At 61.7% G+C, this 16,194-nt stretch carries 14 protein-coding genes and 1 pseudogene; 4 read left to right on the forward strand and 11 right to left on the reverse strand.

Annotated elements, in window-relative coordinates:
• Positions 1-4: 4 nt before the first annotated feature.
• From Q7F16_RS01535 to Q7F16_RS01570, 8 genes are all read right to left on the reverse strand, one after another.
• Positions 5-1,147 carry a hypothetical protein gene (locus tag Q7F16_RS01535; RefSeq protein ID WP_046062201.1) on the reverse strand — a complete coding sequence of 381 codons (1,143 nt, stop codon included), beginning with the start codon at positions 1,145-1,147 and terminating at the stop codon, positions 5-7.
• Positions 1,126-2,571, reverse strand: coding sequence for an alkaline phosphatase family protein (locus tag Q7F16_RS01540; protein ID WP_046062202.1), 1,446 nt, complete (start codon positions 2,569-2,571; stop codon positions 1,126-1,128). The genes Q7F16_RS01535 and Q7F16_RS01540 overlap by 22 nt, the downstream gene beginning before the upstream one ends.
• Positions 2,561-3,790, reverse strand: a complete 1,230-nt coding sequence (gene eboE / locus Q7F16_RS01545; RefSeq protein WP_046062203.1) for a metabolite traffic protein EboE — start codon at positions 3,788-3,790, stop codon at positions 2,561-2,563. Before eboE ends, Q7F16_RS01540 begins: the two co-directional genes overlap by 11 nt.
• Positions 3,787-4,671, reverse strand: coding sequence for a TatD family hydrolase (locus Q7F16_RS01550; RefSeq protein WP_018603866.1), 885 nt, complete (start codon positions 4,669-4,671; stop codon positions 3,787-3,789). The genes eboE and Q7F16_RS01550 overlap by 4 nt, the downstream gene beginning before the upstream one ends.
• 40 nt (positions 4,672-4,711) lie before the next feature.
• Positions 4,712-5,485 (reverse strand): EboA domain-containing protein, encoded by a 774-nt coding sequence (locus Q7F16_RS01555; RefSeq protein ID WP_095974638.1) that lies wholly within the window; start codon positions 5,483-5,485, stop codon positions 4,712-4,714.
• The gene (locus Q7F16_RS01560; protein WP_046062205.1) at positions 5,482-6,372 is read right to left on the reverse strand and encodes a UbiA family prenyltransferase; all 891 of its coding nucleotides are present in this window, start codon (positions 6,370-6,372) and stop codon (positions 5,482-5,484) included. Before Q7F16_RS01560 ends, Q7F16_RS01555 begins: the two co-directional genes overlap by 4 nt.
• The gene (locus Q7F16_RS01565) at positions 6,369-8,243 is read right to left on the reverse strand and encodes a 3-dehydroquinate synthase (protein ID WP_046062206.1); all 1,875 of its coding nucleotides are present in this window, start codon (positions 8,241-8,243) and stop codon (positions 6,369-6,371) included. Before Q7F16_RS01565 ends, Q7F16_RS01560 begins: the two co-directional genes overlap by 4 nt.
• A 243-nt stretch (positions 8,244-8,486) precedes the next feature.
• The gene (locus Q7F16_RS01570) at positions 8,487-9,302 is read right to left on the reverse strand and encodes a helix-turn-helix transcriptional regulator (RefSeq protein WP_046062207.1); all 816 of its coding nucleotides are present in this window, start codon (positions 9,300-9,302) and stop codon (positions 8,487-8,489) included.
• A gap of 92 nt (positions 9,303-9,394) precedes the next feature.
• On the opposite strand from Q7F16_RS01570, the gene Q7F16_RS01575 reads away from it, so the two are divergent.
• A complete protein-coding gene (locus Q7F16_RS01575; RefSeq protein ID WP_079301844.1) occupies positions 9,395-10,351 on the forward strand; it encodes a threonine dehydratase in 957 nt (318 codons plus the stop codon).
• A 356-nt stretch (positions 10,352-10,707) separates the two neighbouring features.
• Positions 10,708-11,655, forward strand: a complete 948-nt coding sequence (locus tag Q7F16_RS01580; RefSeq protein ID WP_409555466.1) for an ABC transporter substrate-binding protein — start codon at positions 10,708-10,710, stop codon at positions 11,653-11,655.
• 16 nt (positions 11,656-11,671) lie between these two features.
• Here Q7F16_RS01580 and Q7F16_RS01585 read toward each other — a convergent pair whose 3' ends face one another.
• The 3 genes from Q7F16_RS01585 to gstA form a co-directional block, all read right to left on the reverse strand.
• Positions 11,672-12,631, reverse strand: a complete 960-nt coding sequence (locus Q7F16_RS01585; RefSeq protein ID WP_409555467.1) for a quinone oxidoreductase family protein — start codon at positions 12,629-12,631, stop codon at positions 11,672-11,674.
• A gap of 75 nt (positions 12,632-12,706) precedes the next feature.
• Positions 12,707-13,498, reverse strand: coding sequence for an AraC family transcriptional regulator (locus Q7F16_RS01590; protein ID WP_409555468.1), 792 nt, complete (start codon positions 13,496-13,498; stop codon positions 12,707-12,709).
• A gap of 180 nt (positions 13,499-13,678) precedes the next feature.
• Positions 13,679-14,278 (reverse strand): glutathione transferase GstA, encoded by a 600-nt coding sequence (gstA, locus tag Q7F16_RS01595; protein WP_409555469.1) that lies wholly within the window; start codon positions 14,276-14,278, stop codon positions 13,679-13,681.
• Positions 14,279-14,390: 112 nt separating this feature from the next.
• Here gstA and Q7F16_RS01600 point away from each other — a divergent pair, with 112 nt between their 5' ends.
• Positions 14,391-15,296 carry a transcriptional regulator GcvA gene (locus Q7F16_RS01600; protein WP_409555612.1) on the forward strand — a complete coding sequence of 302 codons (906 nt, stop codon included), beginning with the start codon at positions 14,391-14,393 and terminating at the stop codon, positions 15,294-15,296.
• Between the two features lie 174 nt (positions 15,297-15,470).
• Positions 15,471-16,148: pseudogene (locus Q7F16_RS01605) on the forward strand (PAS domain-containing protein); the annotation flags it as partial.
• Positions 16,149-16,194: the final 46 nt, after the last annotated feature.

Consider the following 16,194-nt stretch of genomic DNA (forward strand, 5'->3'; position numbering starts at 1 on the left):
CTCCTTAGCGTTGCCACTGGGCGCGTTTCAGCGACCAGACAAAGTCCAGTTTTTTGTAGCCATCGAAGTCTGAGGCTGGCAGCGGGGCTGTCGGGTAAACAATGCCGCCCCCTTGGTTCAGGGCGAAATTGAAATAGCCGTCGTCGTTCGAGTAAGCGGCAGTGCTGTGGCAGGCCAGGCAGGACGAGGTGTTCTGGAACGCCGACTCCAGTTGCGAGTTGGCCAGTACCTGGGTGATGGGTTGGAACTCGACCCCGATCAATTCGTACTTCGACAAGCTCCGGTTATTGGCCTGGAAGCTGGCATTGACCGGCTTGGCGGCCGGAGTCGGCCCCGTGGTGTTGGTCATCGGCGCAGGCGGGGCGGCATTGGTGACGGTGTATTTACTGTTGTTGATGTTTTCGAAGGTGGTCCAGACCCAGTCGGAGTTCAGTTTGTTGACCACATGCAGACCGCTCAATGCCACATAGCCGACCTGGTAAGTACCGTCGTCCTGCTGGTAGTAGGCCTGGGCAATGTAGTAGCCGTCGTTCACCAGGGTTTGTCGGTAGGTCGTGTCTGTGCCGATCCACAGCCATGCGGCTTTCAACTCCCAGGCGGTGGGGGGGAAGTTCAGGTCGTTGGCCAGGGCGGCCTGGCCATTCACGTTGTAGACCTGCTTCTGCACGATGTAATCGAACGTATCCTTGCCCATCAGTAGCTGAAAGCGTACGGGGTTGCCCTGTTGGGTGTCGGGCACGGCACCGCCCATTTGCAGGATCAGGCCATCGACCTGCTGGGTGGCATTGATGTTATGGAAGGATCGGGACAGGTCCATGCCTTGTGCCTTGGCTTGCGTCACCACCGCGGCTGGGAGCGGCGCGGAGCTGTCATAGGCGCCCGGTGGAGCGCCGTTGGGCAGGTAGACCTGATCCGAGGGCTTCATCATCTCCCACACAAGATTGCTGCTTTGTGCGGTGCTGGGTTGGTTCAAGCAGACGAACCAGTTCCAGGCCATGGTCTCGGGACTCTGGGCAAACGCGGTCCGAGTCTGGTTGATGTCGGCTCCAAACTGCAGGAAGTTGCTGCAGTCGAAGTTGTTGATGTTCTGTGCCTGGGCCAAACCGGCCAGGGCACTGAGAACGGTTATGGAAATGGCTCGCCGCATGGAAGCTCCTTGGCATTCGCCGTATCGGCATGAGGGCGCCCCTGGAAGTGTTCCAGGAGCAGTTGCTTCACCGCCGTGGCCGCAAGGTGCTGTGGCAACGACAGATCACAATTGGTGATGAGCAGCGGGCCGGTCTTCTCGTTCGCGGGCAGCCGGCCATGGCTGCCGCGGATCAGGCGGGTGTCCAGCGGAATCAGGTCCATGTAGTAGCGAAAGCCGAGCTTTTTCTGGAGCAGGCGGCGCGCCACTTTCAATTTCGGGAAGCGAATGGCCGGGTCGATGAACAGCTCGAGTGGGTCGTAGCCTGGCTTGCGATGGATGTCCACGGTGCGGGCAAAGTCGGGAGCCTTGCGCTCGTCGAACCAGTAGTAGTAATCGAACCAGTAACCGGCGGCGGCCACGGCCACCAGCTCGCCGCTGCGGGGATGATCCAGTTGCCAGGCCTGTTGTTCGGTTTTATCCAGCACCTGCTCGATGCCGGCCTGGCGTTGCAACAGCGCCTTGACGCGGGGGATGTCGCGCGCTTGCTTCACGTAGATGTGCGCGACCTGATGATCGGCCACGGCAAACGCTGCACTGGCACCGGGATCAAGCAATTCCCAGGTCAGCGATTGGCGTACCTGCAACAAGCCCTCGGCACGTAACAACCGGTTGATGGAAACGGATTGGGTGACGGCTTCGATCCCGTATTCGGACAGCAGCATCACCGCCGCGCCTTGCGCTTGGGCAAAGTCCAGCAGACGCCCGACTTCACTGTCGATGGCGCGTACCTCGTCGGCAATCGACGGATGATCGGGCCCCAGGCGTTGCAGGCTGTAGTCGAGGTGGGGCAAGTAGATCAATTGCAGGTCGGGGCGGTTGAGCTGGAATTCGGCGATGGCGCAATCGACGATCCAGCGGCTCGAGGCGATGCCGGCCGCCGGTCCCCAGAAGCTCGGAAAGGGAAACTCGCCAATCTGCTGTTCGATACGCTCATGCAACGAGGCCGGCGCCGAATACAGGCCGAACATCTTGCGACCATCAGCCGGGTAATGCGGCCGTGGGGTAATGGCGGCGTCCACGTCGGCATACATGTTGTACCACCAGAACAACTGGCTGCAGCGAAACCCGGGGTACTGACGCTTGAGTGTCTGCCAGACCTTTTCCCCCTGGATCAGTGCATTGGGTTGCAGCCAGAAACGCACTTCGGCCTGATCGCGAAAATACCAGCCGTTGCCGACGATGCCATGCGCCGACGGTGGCTGTCCGGTGAGGATCGAGGCCTGCACGGTTGAGGTGACCGCCGGGAACACCGGTTGCAGCGTGGCCATCTTGGCCGTTTTCAACAGGGCATTGATGCAGGGCGTCGCGGCACCCAGCAGCGCGGGCGTCAGGCCGACCACGTTGATCAGCAGCAGCGGCTGGCGCGCAGGATCAGAGCGCATGGGCATGGGCCTCCAGCGCTTGAGGTTGCAGCAAGCGGCGCTGCTGCAACTGATCTTCGACCCAATGCAACTCCGCCGCGATGCCCTGGAGTTGGGCGTGCTCGGTCGTGGGGCGTAGCTGACTGGGCAGGACGCCCCAGCTGTAGGTTTCCACTTCCAGTACGGGGCTAAAATCCCCATGGTCGGCCAAAAAATCGAACGTCTGCGACAGGGCAAGCTGGCTGCCGCTGAGTTCGGGCAGCAGCAGGTGCTCGCTGAACAGCGGAATGTGGAAGTGAATCCTCAGTTCGGGATGAGAGGCGCGGTTCTGCTCATAATCATCCAGGGCCGCGGGGAGGTCGGCCCAGGCCGATAACCGGTCCTGCCCAGGGCGGGCCTTCACTTGATGCAGGTAGGTGGGTTCGGCAAAACCGCTCAATGTCTTGAGCACCTGTTCGCGCCGGTGCTCGTCCTCAGGCAGGCGACAAATCAGCGCATTGGATAACTGGATCTTGCCAATGGGGACCTGGGCCTGACGCAATCGGTCCAGTGATTGATAGCAGTCTTCGAACATCACGGCCTGGTGGCAAACGTCAAAGCACAGCGCCAGGTGTTCATGGTGCGGGTCCGTGGCTTGCCAGTGGCGGAAGAAGGCGATGGCCTGGTCGGTGTTTTCCAGCACGCAATCGGGCTCCATCTCCAGGCAGACCACGATCTTCTTGCCCGTCTCCCGTTGCAGCCGGGCCAGCCCGGCGGTGAGCTCGCGCAGTTGTTGCTCGGCACGTTGCTGTAGCGTCGGGCTCCAGTGGGCGGCATAGCCCAGCGGCAGGCTGGAGATCACCCCCTGGGCACAGTCCGCGGGCAGGGCCAGGGCAAGAAACCGAGCCAGGTCCAGGCTGTATGCCAACCGCTGCGGATCGGCCCAGTTGGGCAGGTAGACGTCGGCTTTCACCGCGCCTTGGTGAAATTGGCCGTAGGGAAACCCATTGAGCGAGGTCAGGCGTAGCCCGCTGCGTTGCAGCAGGTCGAGGAAATCCGCACGGGTCGGCGCGTGTTGGAGTTCGGCGGCGGCGAGGGCGCTGATCCACAATCCACTGTCCTGCGTGTCGAGCCCGCGCAGTGTGCGTACGGTCTGGAAATGCCGTTCGATGGATGCGCGCAGCCCGCCCAGGTCATGGGTCGGGTGAACGTTGCTGCAATAGCCGATCTGCCTGGCCGTCCAACCCGTGCGGGCACTCATTTGATCACCGGTTCCTGGCCGCGAAGGGCGGAGTTGTCCTGCCACTGCCGTCGCTGATCGATGGGCAGGGGCGTGCTGACCAGGGCTTTGTCCAACTGGCCGCTCTGGGCAAAAAAGTCCACCGGGTTGTGGAACAGTACTTGTTCGACCTGGGCTTCACTGAAGCCGGCAGCCAGCATTGCCTGGCCGGTCTTGGGCACCTTGAGCGGGTCGCTGATGCCCCAGTCGGCGGCGCTGTTGACCACCATTTTTTCCGTGCCGTACTGCTGTAGCAGCGCGACCATGCGCTGTTCCGACATCTTGGTGTTGGGGTAGATGGAGTGGCCGCGCCAGCAGTCGCTGTCCAGCACCAGGGGCAGGGTCAGTTCGTTGAGGTGGTCAATGATCACCAGGTGTTCGGCGATGCCGACCTCGCGGATGACGGCGAGCGTGCGTTTGGTGCCACCAATCTTGTCGCGGTGCGGGGTGTGCACCAGCACCGGCAGATTGAATTGCTTGGCCAGCTCCAATTGCGCGGCGAGAAAGCGATCCTCTTCCGGGGTGATGTCGTCGTAACCGATTTCACCCACCGCCACCACGCCGTCTTTCACCAGGTAGCGCGGCAGAATCTCCAGCACCTCATTGGCCACCGACAGGTCATTGGCCTCCTTGGGGTTCAGGCCAATGGTGCAGAAGTGATGGATGCCAAACATGCTGGCGCGAAAACGCTCCCAGCCCAACAACGTGTCGAAGTAGTCGATGAAGCTGCCGACGCTGGTCCTGGCCTGGCCTTGCCAGAAAGCCGGCTCGATCACCCCGGTGATGCCGGCGGCCGCCATGTTCTGGTAATCATCGGTGGTGCGGCTGACCATGTGGATATGCGGGTCAAAGTACTTGAGCATGGTGAATCCTCGTCAAAAAAAAGCGGGGGACGGTGGGGCATCAGTTCGGCGAAACGCCGCCCAGGTGCTCGTGCCATTGCGCCGGCAAGCGTCGTTGCTGGCCCAGGCCGGCCAGGCGCTGATGTTGCGCCGGGCTCAGCAGGGCGAAGGCAATGACATGGGGCAGTCCGGCGGACACCGTGCGTTCGGCGGCGAGTTGTTCGTCCAGCAGGTCGAGGGCCAACTGGTTGAGGGTGACGCTGTGTCGTTGCGCCAGGCCGATCAGGCGTCGCACATCAAGGCCCATGCCCAGCGCTTTCAACACCAGTTGGTTGAAGGCCTGTTCGTTGTAGTGACGCGACGGGTAGGCGGTGTCCAGGGCGAGGGCGGCGAACACCTGGCTGTTGCTGGTGCGCCCGGCCTGGCGTGCAAGCTCCACGCACGCCCCGCGGCTATCGAGCCAATCGAGGGCCTTCAAGGTGGCGACCTTTTCCTGGTCGTCGCCCCACTGGAACAATTGGTGCAGCAGGGCGACTTGCCCTGCGGCGGGCTGCTGCTCCAGCACCTGGGCCAGCAGCAACGCCCGCGCCATTTGGACGTTACTCCAGCCGATGATATCGGGCAGTGCTCGCTCCTTGAGGTGGCGCTTGCACTGGCTGCTCAAGAGCGCCGAGGTATTGGCGTCCGGGTGTTGGGCAAGGTGCTCCTGTGCCTGACGCCACCATTGCCGCTCGGTTTCTTCGAGCTGACGAATGAAATTTTGCCGTTGTTCGTTCAGGCAGTCGTGGCGCATGTCGAGGGCCGCCGATGCCGGTGCAGTAACGTCCGTGTTCATGTGGGCTTGATCCAGCGTTGGAAATGAGGAAGCAGGAAAAACACCAGGACACATAACAGGCTGCCCAAGGGCTGGTTAGCCACGGCCAGCACCAGGGCATCGAACAGCGGCAGGGCTGCCAGGCCAGCGCCGATAAAGGCGCGGACCTGCCGTTGCCGAGGGTTGGCCAGGTTGTGCCAGTAATGCCAGCCCAACCAGCCAAGCCATAACAGCAGCACCGGCCAGAACCAGGCGCTGCCTGCATAGATCGCCAAGGCCAGTGGGCTCAGCATCAGGAGCAGGGGGAGGCGGCTGATCAGTTGGTTGCGGTGTTCCTGGCGAGCCAGGTAGGTCAGGCCGCTGATGTAGACACCGAGCAAAATGGCGCAGAGCCAGATCGGTCCCGGTGGCAGCGCCAGACTGGCCGCTGCGGTGAGGTAGAGCGCCGAGCGGCAGGCACCCATCAGCCAGACGCTGTGGGCGTATTTCTTGTGCAGCAGGTTGTAACCGAGGATGCAGCCCACCAACAGGGTGGCGCTGCCCAGTAGCCAGTGCGGCTGCTCGATCAGCCGGCTCAGGCCCAGCAGCGAGGCCGCGGCCAGCAGCAGCAACAACGCGGTGGCCAGCCGCACTTGCTGGCGGCTGACCAGGCCCAGGGTAATGGGGCGGGGGTTGTGGTGTTGCTGGTCCCAGTCGGCGTCCAACAGGTCGTTCAACAGCATGCCGGCCAGGTACAGCAGCGACAGTGCCGCCAGCAGCAGGAGCCACACCAGGGAAGACGGCGGCGCCAGGGCCCCGGCGCTGCTGGCGAGCAGCGCGGCGGCCAAGGTGTTGGTCCACACCGTGGGCAGGTTGGACACACGGCCGAGGGTCAGCCAGGTCTTGAGGTTCGGCGCCGTCTGGTTCATTGCGCACAGCGCTCGTTCAGGGGCAGCGCAAGCTCGACCTGGGTGGACAGCCGCTGCAGCGCCTGCTCCATTCGCGCGGTATCGATTTCATGCAAGTCCACCGACTCGCCGATCCGGCTGAGCATGGGGATGGAGAGTTGCCCACCCAGATGCTGGCGGAACTCCTCCAGCCCCAGCAAAACCTGCGAGCGGCCCAGTGCATCTTTAAAGGTCAGCTCCGGCGGGTTCAGGCAGAAGCCGAGCCTGAGCAGCAAGTTCAGCACCCGTTCGGTGTCGCTGTCGCTCAACAACCCCAGGGCATTGGCATAAAGCCCATCCAGGGCCATGCCCACTGCGACGGCTTCACCATGGCGCAGTCGGTGCTGACTGAGATTTTCCAGTTTGTGGGCGGCCCAGTGCCCGTAGTCCAAGGGCCGCCCGTTACCGCGTTCGAACGGGTCGCCAGCACCGGTAATGTGCGCCAGGTGCAATTCGGCGCAGCGACGGATCGCATAGCGGCTGGCCCCATGTTCGAAGTGGGCGAGGGCGTCGGCCTGTTGCTCCATCCACTGGAAAAACGCCTGGTCCTTGATCAGCGCCACTTTGACCGCCTCGGCCAGCCCGGCGATCTGGTCGCGCCGGGTCAGGCTGGTCAGCAATTGAAAGTCATTGATGACTGCGGTGGCGGGATAGAAAGCGCCGAGCAGGTTCTTCTGGCCGAAGGCGTTGATGCCGTTTTTCACACCGATGCCGGCGTCGTTCTGGGCGAGCACGGTGCTTGGGATGCGAATCAGGCGAATGCCGCGGTGGAAGGTGGCGCAGGCGTAGCCCACTGCATCCAGCACCGCGCCGCCACCGAGGGCCAGCACATGGCAATGCCGGTCCAAGCCATGTTTCAGCATGTCGGTGTACAGCCGCTGCAACACCTGCGAATCCTTGCTCGACTCGCCGGCCGGGACCGCGATCGGCGGCGCCTGCAGGTGCAGGTCCGGAAAATGGTTGGCGAAGTAGGCGTTGATCTGTTCCAGCAGGTGCGGGGCGCTGTGCAGCAGTTGTTCATCGGCGAATATCAATACCGTGACCGGGCCCCTGTGGCCGGCCATGAGCTGGCGGTGCAGGCAGGGATTGAGCGGATCGAACACATGATCGGTGAACACCACCGGGTAGTCGTAGCTGACCTTGAAGCGCCCGTGCAACGGTTGCTCCGCGTCGCTGCGGCGAAGGCTCTTGAACAGGCTGTACCCGGCGATGAACAACCCGGGCAATACCATGCTGGCGAGCAGGGTTACCAACAGCGCGTTCTGTTCGACGAGAAAGGTGCCAATGGCGCTGTAGGCCAATGCCAGGCCAGCATTGGCCAGGGTGGTGACCAGGATGAACGCGCGCAGTGGGTAGCGTTGCATACCGGCGGCAACGACCGAAGTTTCCGCCAATACCGGGACCCCGCGCAGGCAGATCAACGACAGCGTGCCCAACCGGTACGCCAGTTGCCCTGGCTGGCGCTGATGCAGGCCGAGGCGACCGGACAACAGACGCAAATAGCCGGCTCCCAGGGCATAGCCCAGCCCGGCGCCCAGGCACAGACCGACGAAAATCGCCAGGTAACCCCCCACGCTGCCGAGCATGGCCACGGCCAGCAACGCCACCATGCTCGACGGCACCGGCAGCACCACGTCCAGCGCCAGCAGGGCGACCAGCAACAACGCCAGGTAGAGTTTCTGCGCGGGCGTCGAGGGTTGGTACAGGTTGAGATGGGTCAGGAAGTCCTGGATCTGTTGTTCGAACAGCAGGAAGCTGGCGATCACCAGGGCTGAAAAGCAAACCAACGACAGCCAGAAATGTCCGGCTGCTCCTTTTTGCGAGAGCAAACGATACCCACGGCCATGCTTCATCAAGCATCCCTCTTGTTGTTATTGACAGATTCCGTGTCAGTAATTGAAAGCAACGCCAAGTGTGTGTTTTAGGCCAATAGACGCTCTCGCCCGAAGGGCTGTCAGGTGTGGTTGCTGATGTGGTTGGAGACAGGTTTGAATCTAGACGGCCCGGGTGTTTTTGCAAGGCCATCTGATGGCAATTTGATTTGGGGTGCCACTTCGGACCTCAGATGGCCCGCATCAGCCGCTTGTCCAGTTCGCTCAGGGCCTCGAATACCCGCGCAACTGCGCCGGACTGACGCCAAGGCGTTGCTTGAACAGCGTGGTCATGTGCGCCTGGGAGTTGAAGCCGCAGGTGTGGGCGATATCGGTCAGGCGGGCGGTTGAATCGCGCATCAGCGCCCGTGCCTTGGCCAGGCGCCGGTCGATCAGGTAGCTGTGTGGGCTTTTGCCGGTGGCATACTTGAATGCCCGCATGAAATACCCTTCGGACAAGCCAAGCAGGCCGGCCATTTCCTTGACCCCCAGCGGACCGTCGAGACCGGCGTCGATGAACTCGTCGAGCAGGCGCATTCGCCCGCCGGTGATGGACCCTTGTACGGGGGCCGAAAACGTCTTGTGCGCCTTCACCCGTTCAGCCAATCCGAGCGTCCAGGCTTCCCAGTCATCCTCTGCGGTGGCACGCAGCAATGCGCTGCGCATTCTCAGGGCGAGGGTGATGGCCTGCGGGTCAATACGGTTGTTGAACGCCTGTTCCCCCGGCAACGCCGTGCCGTCGGTGCGCACGACCCGCAGGTATTCACCGCCCCTGGGGGATTCGGAGAACACGTCGCATTCGGCGGGGACGAAAGCCAGGCCGTTGGGGATCGCCTCGAAGGGTTGCACGCGGTCGCTGCCGATGGCGTGCAGGCCGCGCTGGCTGTCGAAGGCGAAGCCGATCGCCGACTGGGTCGCGACATAGCGGGTGGCGTAGGCGCAGCCGGGCAGCAATTCGATCGCCCACGGCCCAGCCTCGATACGACGGACCGGTTCGGACTGAGGCGGCAGTTGGCGGTTTCGAGGGTTCATGACCAGCATAGTAGTGAAGAGAGGGCCAGAAAGTCAGGTCAGTTTTCTGAAAGCCCGCCGGTGGTGCCCTGATTAGACTGGGCAAAACCCGGAGGCCCATCATGCACACACTGACTCGCGACGATATCGAACAAGCTGCCCGCCACTTATACGAAGTCATGCCCGCCACCGCCCAGTACGCCTGGCCCTTGTTGGCTGAACGGCTGGGTTGCACGGTGTGGGTCAAGCACGAGAATCACACCCCGACGGGGGCCTTCAAGGTACGCGGCGGCCTGACCTTCGTGCGCTGGCTCAAGCGCGAGCACCCAGAGGCAAAAGGCATCGTCACGGCAACTCGCGGCAACCATGGCCAGAGCCTGGCGCTGGCAGCCAGCGCATTGGGTTTGAAAGCGTTGATCGTCGTGCCGCAAGGTAACTCGGTGGAGAAGAACAACGCCATGCGCGGTTTTGGCGGTGAGGTGGTCGAATATGGCCGCGATTTCGATGAGGCCCGTGAAGAGGCCGCGCGCCTGGCCCAAGCGCATGGCCTCTTCCTGGTGCCGCCGTTCCATCCCGAGTTGGTCAAGGGCGTGGCGACCTATGGGCTTGAGCTGTTCAACGCGGTGCCGGACCTGGACACCGTCTATGTGCCGATAGGCTGTGGCTCGGGGATCTGCGCGGTCATCGCCGCCCGCGATGCCTTGGGCCTGAAGACCCACGTGGTGGGCGTGGTGTCCACCGAGGCCATCGCGGCGAAGTTGTCGTTTGAAACGGGCAGGCTATGCGAGACCGATTCGGCGAATACCTTTGCCGACGGCCTGGCCGTGCGCAGACCCGTTCCCGAGGCCTTTGCCATCTACGGGGCCGCGGCGGCGCGAATCGTAGCGGTCAGCGACGCTGAAATTGCCGGGGCCATGCGGGCGTATTACACCGACACCCACAACCTCGCCGAAGGTGCCGGCGCTGCCGCCTTGGCAGCGCTGATGCAGGAGCGTGAAACGATGCGGGGGAAAAGGGTGGCGGTGATTCTGTCCGGTGGGAATATCGACCGGCCGGTGTATGCGAATCTGATTGGCTGAGGTTGGGCTTGCCGCCGTCATTGCGAGCAAGCTCGCTCCCACAGTGGTTCTTTGCCGGATATGAATTTTTTATTCAATGGAGATTGAATGTGGGAGCGAGCTTGCTCGCGATGAGGCCTGTAAGCCCAATATCCATCGTTATTGCAGGCTCTGTGTCATAGCCGGCGAAAGGGCGGTCTGCGGGCGCTGCCACAAAGTGAAAGCTTCAGGGAGATGTTGCCCAGCCAACAGTCTGTTGCAGCCCTGTTGCGCCTAGGACACTGGCGGCTTGTGACTATGAGCTTATGCGTTAAAAGAATTTCTAATGTGAATTCCAGGGGCGTTATGTTCTATGAAATTCACTCAGGAATGTCTTCATGAAGTTCGCCCGATCCCTGCGCCGTCTGTTCCTCAGCACATTGTTCGCCTCCCCTTTGGCCCAGGCCAGCGAGCCGTTGGTACTGCACGTCGGTGACCAGAACTATTACAACGTACGGGCTTCGGTGGAGGCTTCGGGTGTGCTTGAGGGCGCACCTTACCAAGTCGACTGGAAACACTTCCAGGCCGCAGCGCCCTTGGCCGAGGCGCTGAGTACCGGCGACCTGGACCTGGGTTTTCTCGGTGATTCGGGTTTTCTGTTCCTGGCTGCCAAACAGGCACCGGTGAAATTGATCGGTGTCTCGCGACAGAACCCGGACACTATCGCGCTGCTGGTGCCCAAGGACTCACCGGTCAAGACCATCGCCGACCTCAAGGGCAAGAAGGTCGCCTATTGGCCGGGCGCCTGGAGCCAGCAACTGACCTTGCGCGCCCTGGAACAGGCTGGCCTGCCGGAGAACCATGTGGCATTCATCAAGCTGATGCCGATCGACGCGGCGGCGGCCTTGCCCCAGGGCAGCATCGATGCGTTTCCGGTGTGGGAGCCCTACATCTCGCAACAGATCCTGTTCTCCGGTGCCCGGCCGATCCTGACGGCGAAAAACCTCATGCCCGGCCTCAGCGCCATTGCCGCTTCGACGCCGGCCATCGACAGTAAGCGCGAAGCCATCGCCGACTTCCTCGGGCGTGTGAAACAAGCCCGCGCCTGGGTCGACAACCACACCGACCAGTACGCGGACCTGTGGGCGAAAAAGGCCAACCTCGACCAGAGCGTCTCGCGTCATTGGTTGCGCCAGGCACACATGAGTGTCGGCCCGGTGGACCAACAGGCTGCCGCCGACCTGCAAAGCACGGCGGACTTCCTGTACAACGTCAAGGCGCTGCCGGCACCGCTGGCCACTGCCGGGATTATCGATACATCCTTCAGCCAGGCCTTGAGCGAATAAACTGGACCGTTCTGGATCAGGGCACCAGTACGGCTTTTGCACTGCTGCCCTTGGCGATCAGCGCGTACTGGGCTTTGCCATCCACCAGGGGAATTTCAAGGATATCCGTGGGAGCGTCGATGACGCCTGCCTCGAAGTGCTTGCCAAATTCTTCAAGCATCCGGGCGCAATCGGTATTGTCATAGAGCAGTGAGTTCACCCCGATCAAGATGCCGCCTTTGCGATAGAGCGCCAGGGCGGGGAAGTGCACCATCCCATCTGGCGGGGCAGCAATGATCGCGATTCGACCGAAGTTGGCCAATGCCGATACCGCCTCTTGCAGCCAGAAGCCGGTGGTGTCGAAGATGACCTGCGCCCCTCCCGGAAATACCGCGTTTACCTGCTCTGCAAGGCTGCCGGGCGAACTGGTCACGATGACGTCGTAGCCTTTGGCTTGCAACTCGGCGACCCGCTCCGGTCGCCGTACCGCCGCAAGCACACGGGCCCCGCGGGCCTTCGCCAGGGCCAGCGCTGCGCTGCCTACCGCGCCATTGGCGCCAATCACCAAAAACGTCGTGTCGCGCTGCACGTGAGATCGTTCAACGGCATCGTAGGCGGTGGTAAAAGGCACACCGATAGCCGCGGCTTGGACGAAGGACAAACGCTCGGGTTTCAGGGCCACGCCACTTGCCGGAACCGTGAGGTACTGCGCATGGGAGCCGTCACGCAGGAAACCTGGGCCCTTGCCGGTTCCCCAGACCGCTTTGCCGAGCAGGTGTGCCGGGCCTTGCTCGACCACCCCGGCGAAATCACGACCGGGCACGCGCGGCAAGGTGGTATAGGGAAAGCGACCCTCGACATTTTTAACATCACTGGGGTTGAGCCCAGCCGCCTTGACCCGGATGAGGACCTCGTCGGGGCCCGGGACGGGGGGCGGCAAGTCAACGAGGCAGAGGTGGTCCAGGCTGCCGGTGGCGGAAAACTGTAGGGCTTTCAAGCTGCAATACTCCTCGACGAAATGTGCATCGAGGATAGCGTTCGGGCCGATAGCGAGCCCGCCAGAGAGTTTCGTCTATCGGACAAATCCCCTCGATGCCATCGCGTTTTTATACGCCGACGGTGCAACGCCCAGGGAACGGCGGAACATCTCGCTGAAACTGCTCAGCGTATAGCCCAACCGCGCCGCTATCGTGCCCACCGAGTCACCTTCCAGGAGTGCGGCGACGGCGTGGGCCAACTGCACTTGGCGTCGCCACTCGGTGAACGTCAGGCCAAGCTCGGCATGGAACAACCGGGCCAGAGTGCGGGTGCTGGCCCCCACTGATTCGGCGTGTTGCTCAAAGGACATGGCCAGGCCGGGGACATCGAGCACTGTCTCGCACAAGTTGCGCAAGCGCCGATCCCCGTCGGTAGGCATAGGCACTTTGAGCACTGCCGAGCGCTGCTCGCGAAGTTCCAGCACCAGCAGGTTGTCCAAGGCATCACGCAACGCAGGATCAGGACGGTTACCCAGTGCCACTCGCCGGATGATCAGCTCGCGCAGCAGTTTGCTGACCTCGAGCACCTCCAGTTCACGCCCCACGCTCATGGCCAGTTCTGCGCGCAAATAGAGGTTGCGCATTTCCAAGGGCGAAACCACTCGGATCCCGTGTGTGACCCGCGGCGGCAACCATACCGCGCGCTGCGGCGGTACCAGCAGTGCAGCACCGGGCGTATCGACCCACATGAGGCCACTTTGCGCGTAGAGAAGCTGGCCCCATTCATGATGATGAGGCGCGATCAACATCCCGGTTGGGTAGGTGCGGGAAAGCGGTTGAACAAGATGCGTCGTGTCCGTCAGATCGGGAGGTGAAGCAAGGGCCATGACCGGAACTCAGAACGATGACGGTGCTTTTTAGCACAAGTGCGCAAGTGTTGGGGCCTGGCGTGGCTGTACCGCCGCTATCGCGAGCAAGCTCGCTCCCACAAGGGATCCGGGTGTATCTCGAATCTCACAATCACCCCGGACACCTGTGGGAGCGAGCTTGCTCTCGATAGCGGTGGGTCAGATCGCCTCCGCAGCCATGGCCGCCCGGACGCTGGGGCGTGCGGCTATTCGCGCCATGAACGCCGCCAGCGTCGGCCAGTCCTCGATCTGGATATTGAACAACGGCAGCCAGTTCAGGACGGTAAACAAATAGCCGTCGGCCAGGCCAAAGGTGCCCATCAGGTAATCCTGTTGTTCAAGGGCCTGGCTGAGGTAATCCAGGCGCCTGAACAGTTTTGCCCTGAAGATGGCCTTGGTCGGCTCTGCAATATCGGCGTTGAACAGCGGCGCACATCCGCTGTGAATCTCCGAGGTGATGAAGTTCAACCATTCTTGCAGGCGAACCCGCTCCCAGCTGCCATTGGCCGGCGCCAGCGTGTTTGCGGGAACCAGGTCGGCCAGGTACTGGATGATGGCGGGCCCCTCGGTCAGGACATCCCCGTTATCCAGCACCAAGGCTGCCACGTAGCCCTTGGGGTTGATGGTCAGGAAATCGAGCCCTTCGGCGGTTCGCTTGGTCTGGTTGTCGACCCGGATCAATTCAAAGGGCAGGCCCAATTCCCGCAGCACGATGTGCGGGGACAATGAGCAGGTCATGGGGGCGAAGTACAGTTTCATGGTTTCCTCAAGGTCGGGGGACGTGCCGCCAGAATCCGCGAGGGCCGGAACATTTTCAAAGGACATCTTCAGTGCTAGCGTATGACAAAATCTCATGAGCAAGCCAAACCCCATGGCCACACGAATCCCTTCCCTAAATGGCCTGAAAGCATTCGAGTCGGCCGCTCGGAACATGAGTTTTACTAAAGCTGCGCTAGAGCTGAACGTCACTCAAACAGCCATCAGTCATCAAATTCGCCGGCTCGAAGAAGAGCTGGGCGTGCGCCTGTTCTTGCGCCTCAAGGACGGCCTGGTCCTGACAGACGAAGGCCATGCCTATTTTCCAGGCGTTCGCGCGGCGTTCCATGAGTTGCGCTATTGCACGCAGACGTTGCTGGAGAGCCGCAATAACAGCGTCTTGACGATCAGTACCCTGGTTTCCTTTGCCTCCAAATGGTTGTTGCCGCGACTGGCGTCCTTCCAGCAGGCGTTTCCCAACATTGACGTGCGCGTTACGGCCTCCACCGAACGGGTGGATTTTCGTAAGGGCGGCGTCGATGCGGCCATTCGTTACGGTTCCGGGGACTGGAAGGGCTTGCGGGCCGACTGGCTGATGGTCGATGAGATCTTTCCGGTGTGCAGCCCCAGGCTGCTGCAAGGTCCGACAGCCTTGGAGAATCCGCGCGATCTGGCCCGGCACACCTTGTTGCAGGTCAGTGGGGTGACCCGCGACGACTGGAGTGCCTGGTTGAGTGCCGCCGGCCAACCGAAAAAACTGGCCGAAGGCAGCCGGCTGACATTCGACCTGGCCATGATGGCTGTTCAGGCCGCCGTTGACGGTCTGGGGGTGTGCATCGGGCGTTCAACCTATGTCGAGGATGACCTGAAGGCGGGGCGATTGGTTGCCCCCTTCGATCTGCGCTTGAAATCTGACCTCGGCTTTTATTTCGTGAGCCCGCATGAAACAGCCGACACCCCAAAAGTGCAGGCCTTTAGAACCTGGTTGATGGATTCGGTGAGTTTTGGCGCCAAAACATAATTACGCCGTACTGTTCAGCCTCCAGCCAGCGAGCCGATATGAATAGAAGGTCCGCTTACTTTCAGGGTTCACCGAGGGTACGTCATGTTTAATACAACACTAAAAAATGAACTGACGGCTAGGACGGCCGAATTGGCAACCTACAAAGGACTGGTCGGCGCCTTGGAGCGGTCGATGGCTGTTATCGAGTTCAGCCCCGATGGCAAGGTCCTTCGGGCGAACGAGAATTTCCTCGGCACGATGGGTTACCGTGCGGAGCAATTGGCCAGCCTGTCCCATCGGGATTTCTGCACGCCTGCGCTGGTGGGCAGCGCCGAGTACCGTGAGTTCTGGAACCAGTTGCGCGCCGGTCAATTCGTCTCCGGCACGTTTCAGCGCCGCAGCGCGCAAGGGCAGAACGTGTGGCTGGAAGCCAGCTATAACCCGGTAGTGGACGAGCAAGGCCGCGTTGTGAAGGTGGTCAAGTACGCGCTCGATGTCACTGCCAAGGTTGCCAATGAGGCAGAAATACGAGGCAAGCTGTCGGCACTCGACCGTGCCATGGCGGTGATCGAGTTCGACCTGGGCGGTAACATCCTGACCGCCAACGACAACTTCATGAACGTCATGAATTACACGTTGGCAGAGCTCAAGGGCAAGCATCACCGGATGTTTTGCGAACCAAGCCTGGTCGGTAGCTCGGAGTACAGTGATTTCTGGCGGCGTCTCAATGCGGGTGAGTTTTTCAGCGGGCAATTCAAGCGTCTTGGCAAAAACGGCAAAGTCGTCTGGCTGGAAGCCAGCTACAACCCGGTCTACGACGCTGAAGGCAAGTTGTGCAAGATTGTGAAGTTTGCCAGTGACATCAGCGAACGAGTGGAGAAATTCGAAGAGGACTCGCGCGGCGCTTCCCGTGCGT

This window comes from Pseudomonas sp. Lb2C2, from assembly GCF_052112205.1.
GTDB lineage: Bacteria > Pseudomonadota > Gammaproteobacteria > Pseudomonadales > Pseudomonadaceae > Aquipseudomonas > Aquipseudomonas kilonensis.

Bases quoted from the DNA above. Each gene is read 5' to 3' on its own strand.
- eboE (WP_046062203.1), bottom strand. From the start codon at position 3,790: ATGAGTGCCCGCACGGGTTGGACGGCCAGGCAGATCGGCTATTGCAGC.
- Q7F16_RS01590 (WP_409555468.1), bottom strand. From the start codon at position 13,498: ATGGCCCTTGCTTCACCTCCCGATCTGACGGACACGACGCATCTTGTT.
- Q7F16_RS01565 (WP_046062206.1), bottom strand. From the start codon at position 8,243: ATGAAGCATGGCCGTGGGTATCGTTTGCTCTCGCAAAAAGGAGCAGCC.
- Q7F16_RS01540 (WP_046062202.1), bottom strand. From the start codon at position 2,571: ATGCGCTCTGATCCTGCGCGCCAGCCGCTGCTGCTGATCAACGTGGTC.
- gstA (WP_409555469.1), bottom strand. From the start codon at position 14,278: ATGAAACTGTACTTCGCCCCCATGACCTGCTCATTGTCCCCGCACATC.
- Q7F16_RS01555 (WP_095974638.1), bottom strand. From the start codon at position 5,485: ATGAACACGGACGTTACTGCACCGGCATCGGCGGCCCTCGACATGCGC.
- Q7F16_RS01550 (WP_018603866.1), bottom strand. From the start codon at position 4,671: ATGCTCAAGTACTTTGACCCGCATATCCACATGGTCAGCCGCACCACC.
- Q7F16_RS01580 (WP_409555466.1), top strand. From the start codon at position 10,708: ATGAAGTTCGCCCGATCCCTGCGCCGTCTGTTCCTCAGCACATTGTTC.
- Q7F16_RS01575 (WP_079301844.1), top strand. From the start codon at position 9,395: ATGCACACACTGACTCGCGACGATATCGAACAAGCTGCCCGCCACTTA.
- Q7F16_RS01600 (WP_409555612.1), top strand. From the start codon at position 14,391: ATGGCCACACGAATCCCTTCCCTAAATGGCCTGAAAGCATTCGAGTCG.
- Q7F16_RS01570 (WP_046062207.1), bottom strand. From the start codon at position 9,302: ATGCTGGTCATGAACCCTCGAAACCGCCAACTGCCGCCTCAGTCCGAA.
- Q7F16_RS01535 (WP_046062201.1), bottom strand. From the start codon at position 1,147: ATGCGGCGAGCCATTTCCATAACCGTTCTCAGTGCCCTGGCCGGTTTG.
- Q7F16_RS01560 (WP_046062205.1), bottom strand. From the start codon at position 6,372: ATGAACCAGACGGCGCCGAACCTCAAGACCTGGCTGACCCTCGGCCGT.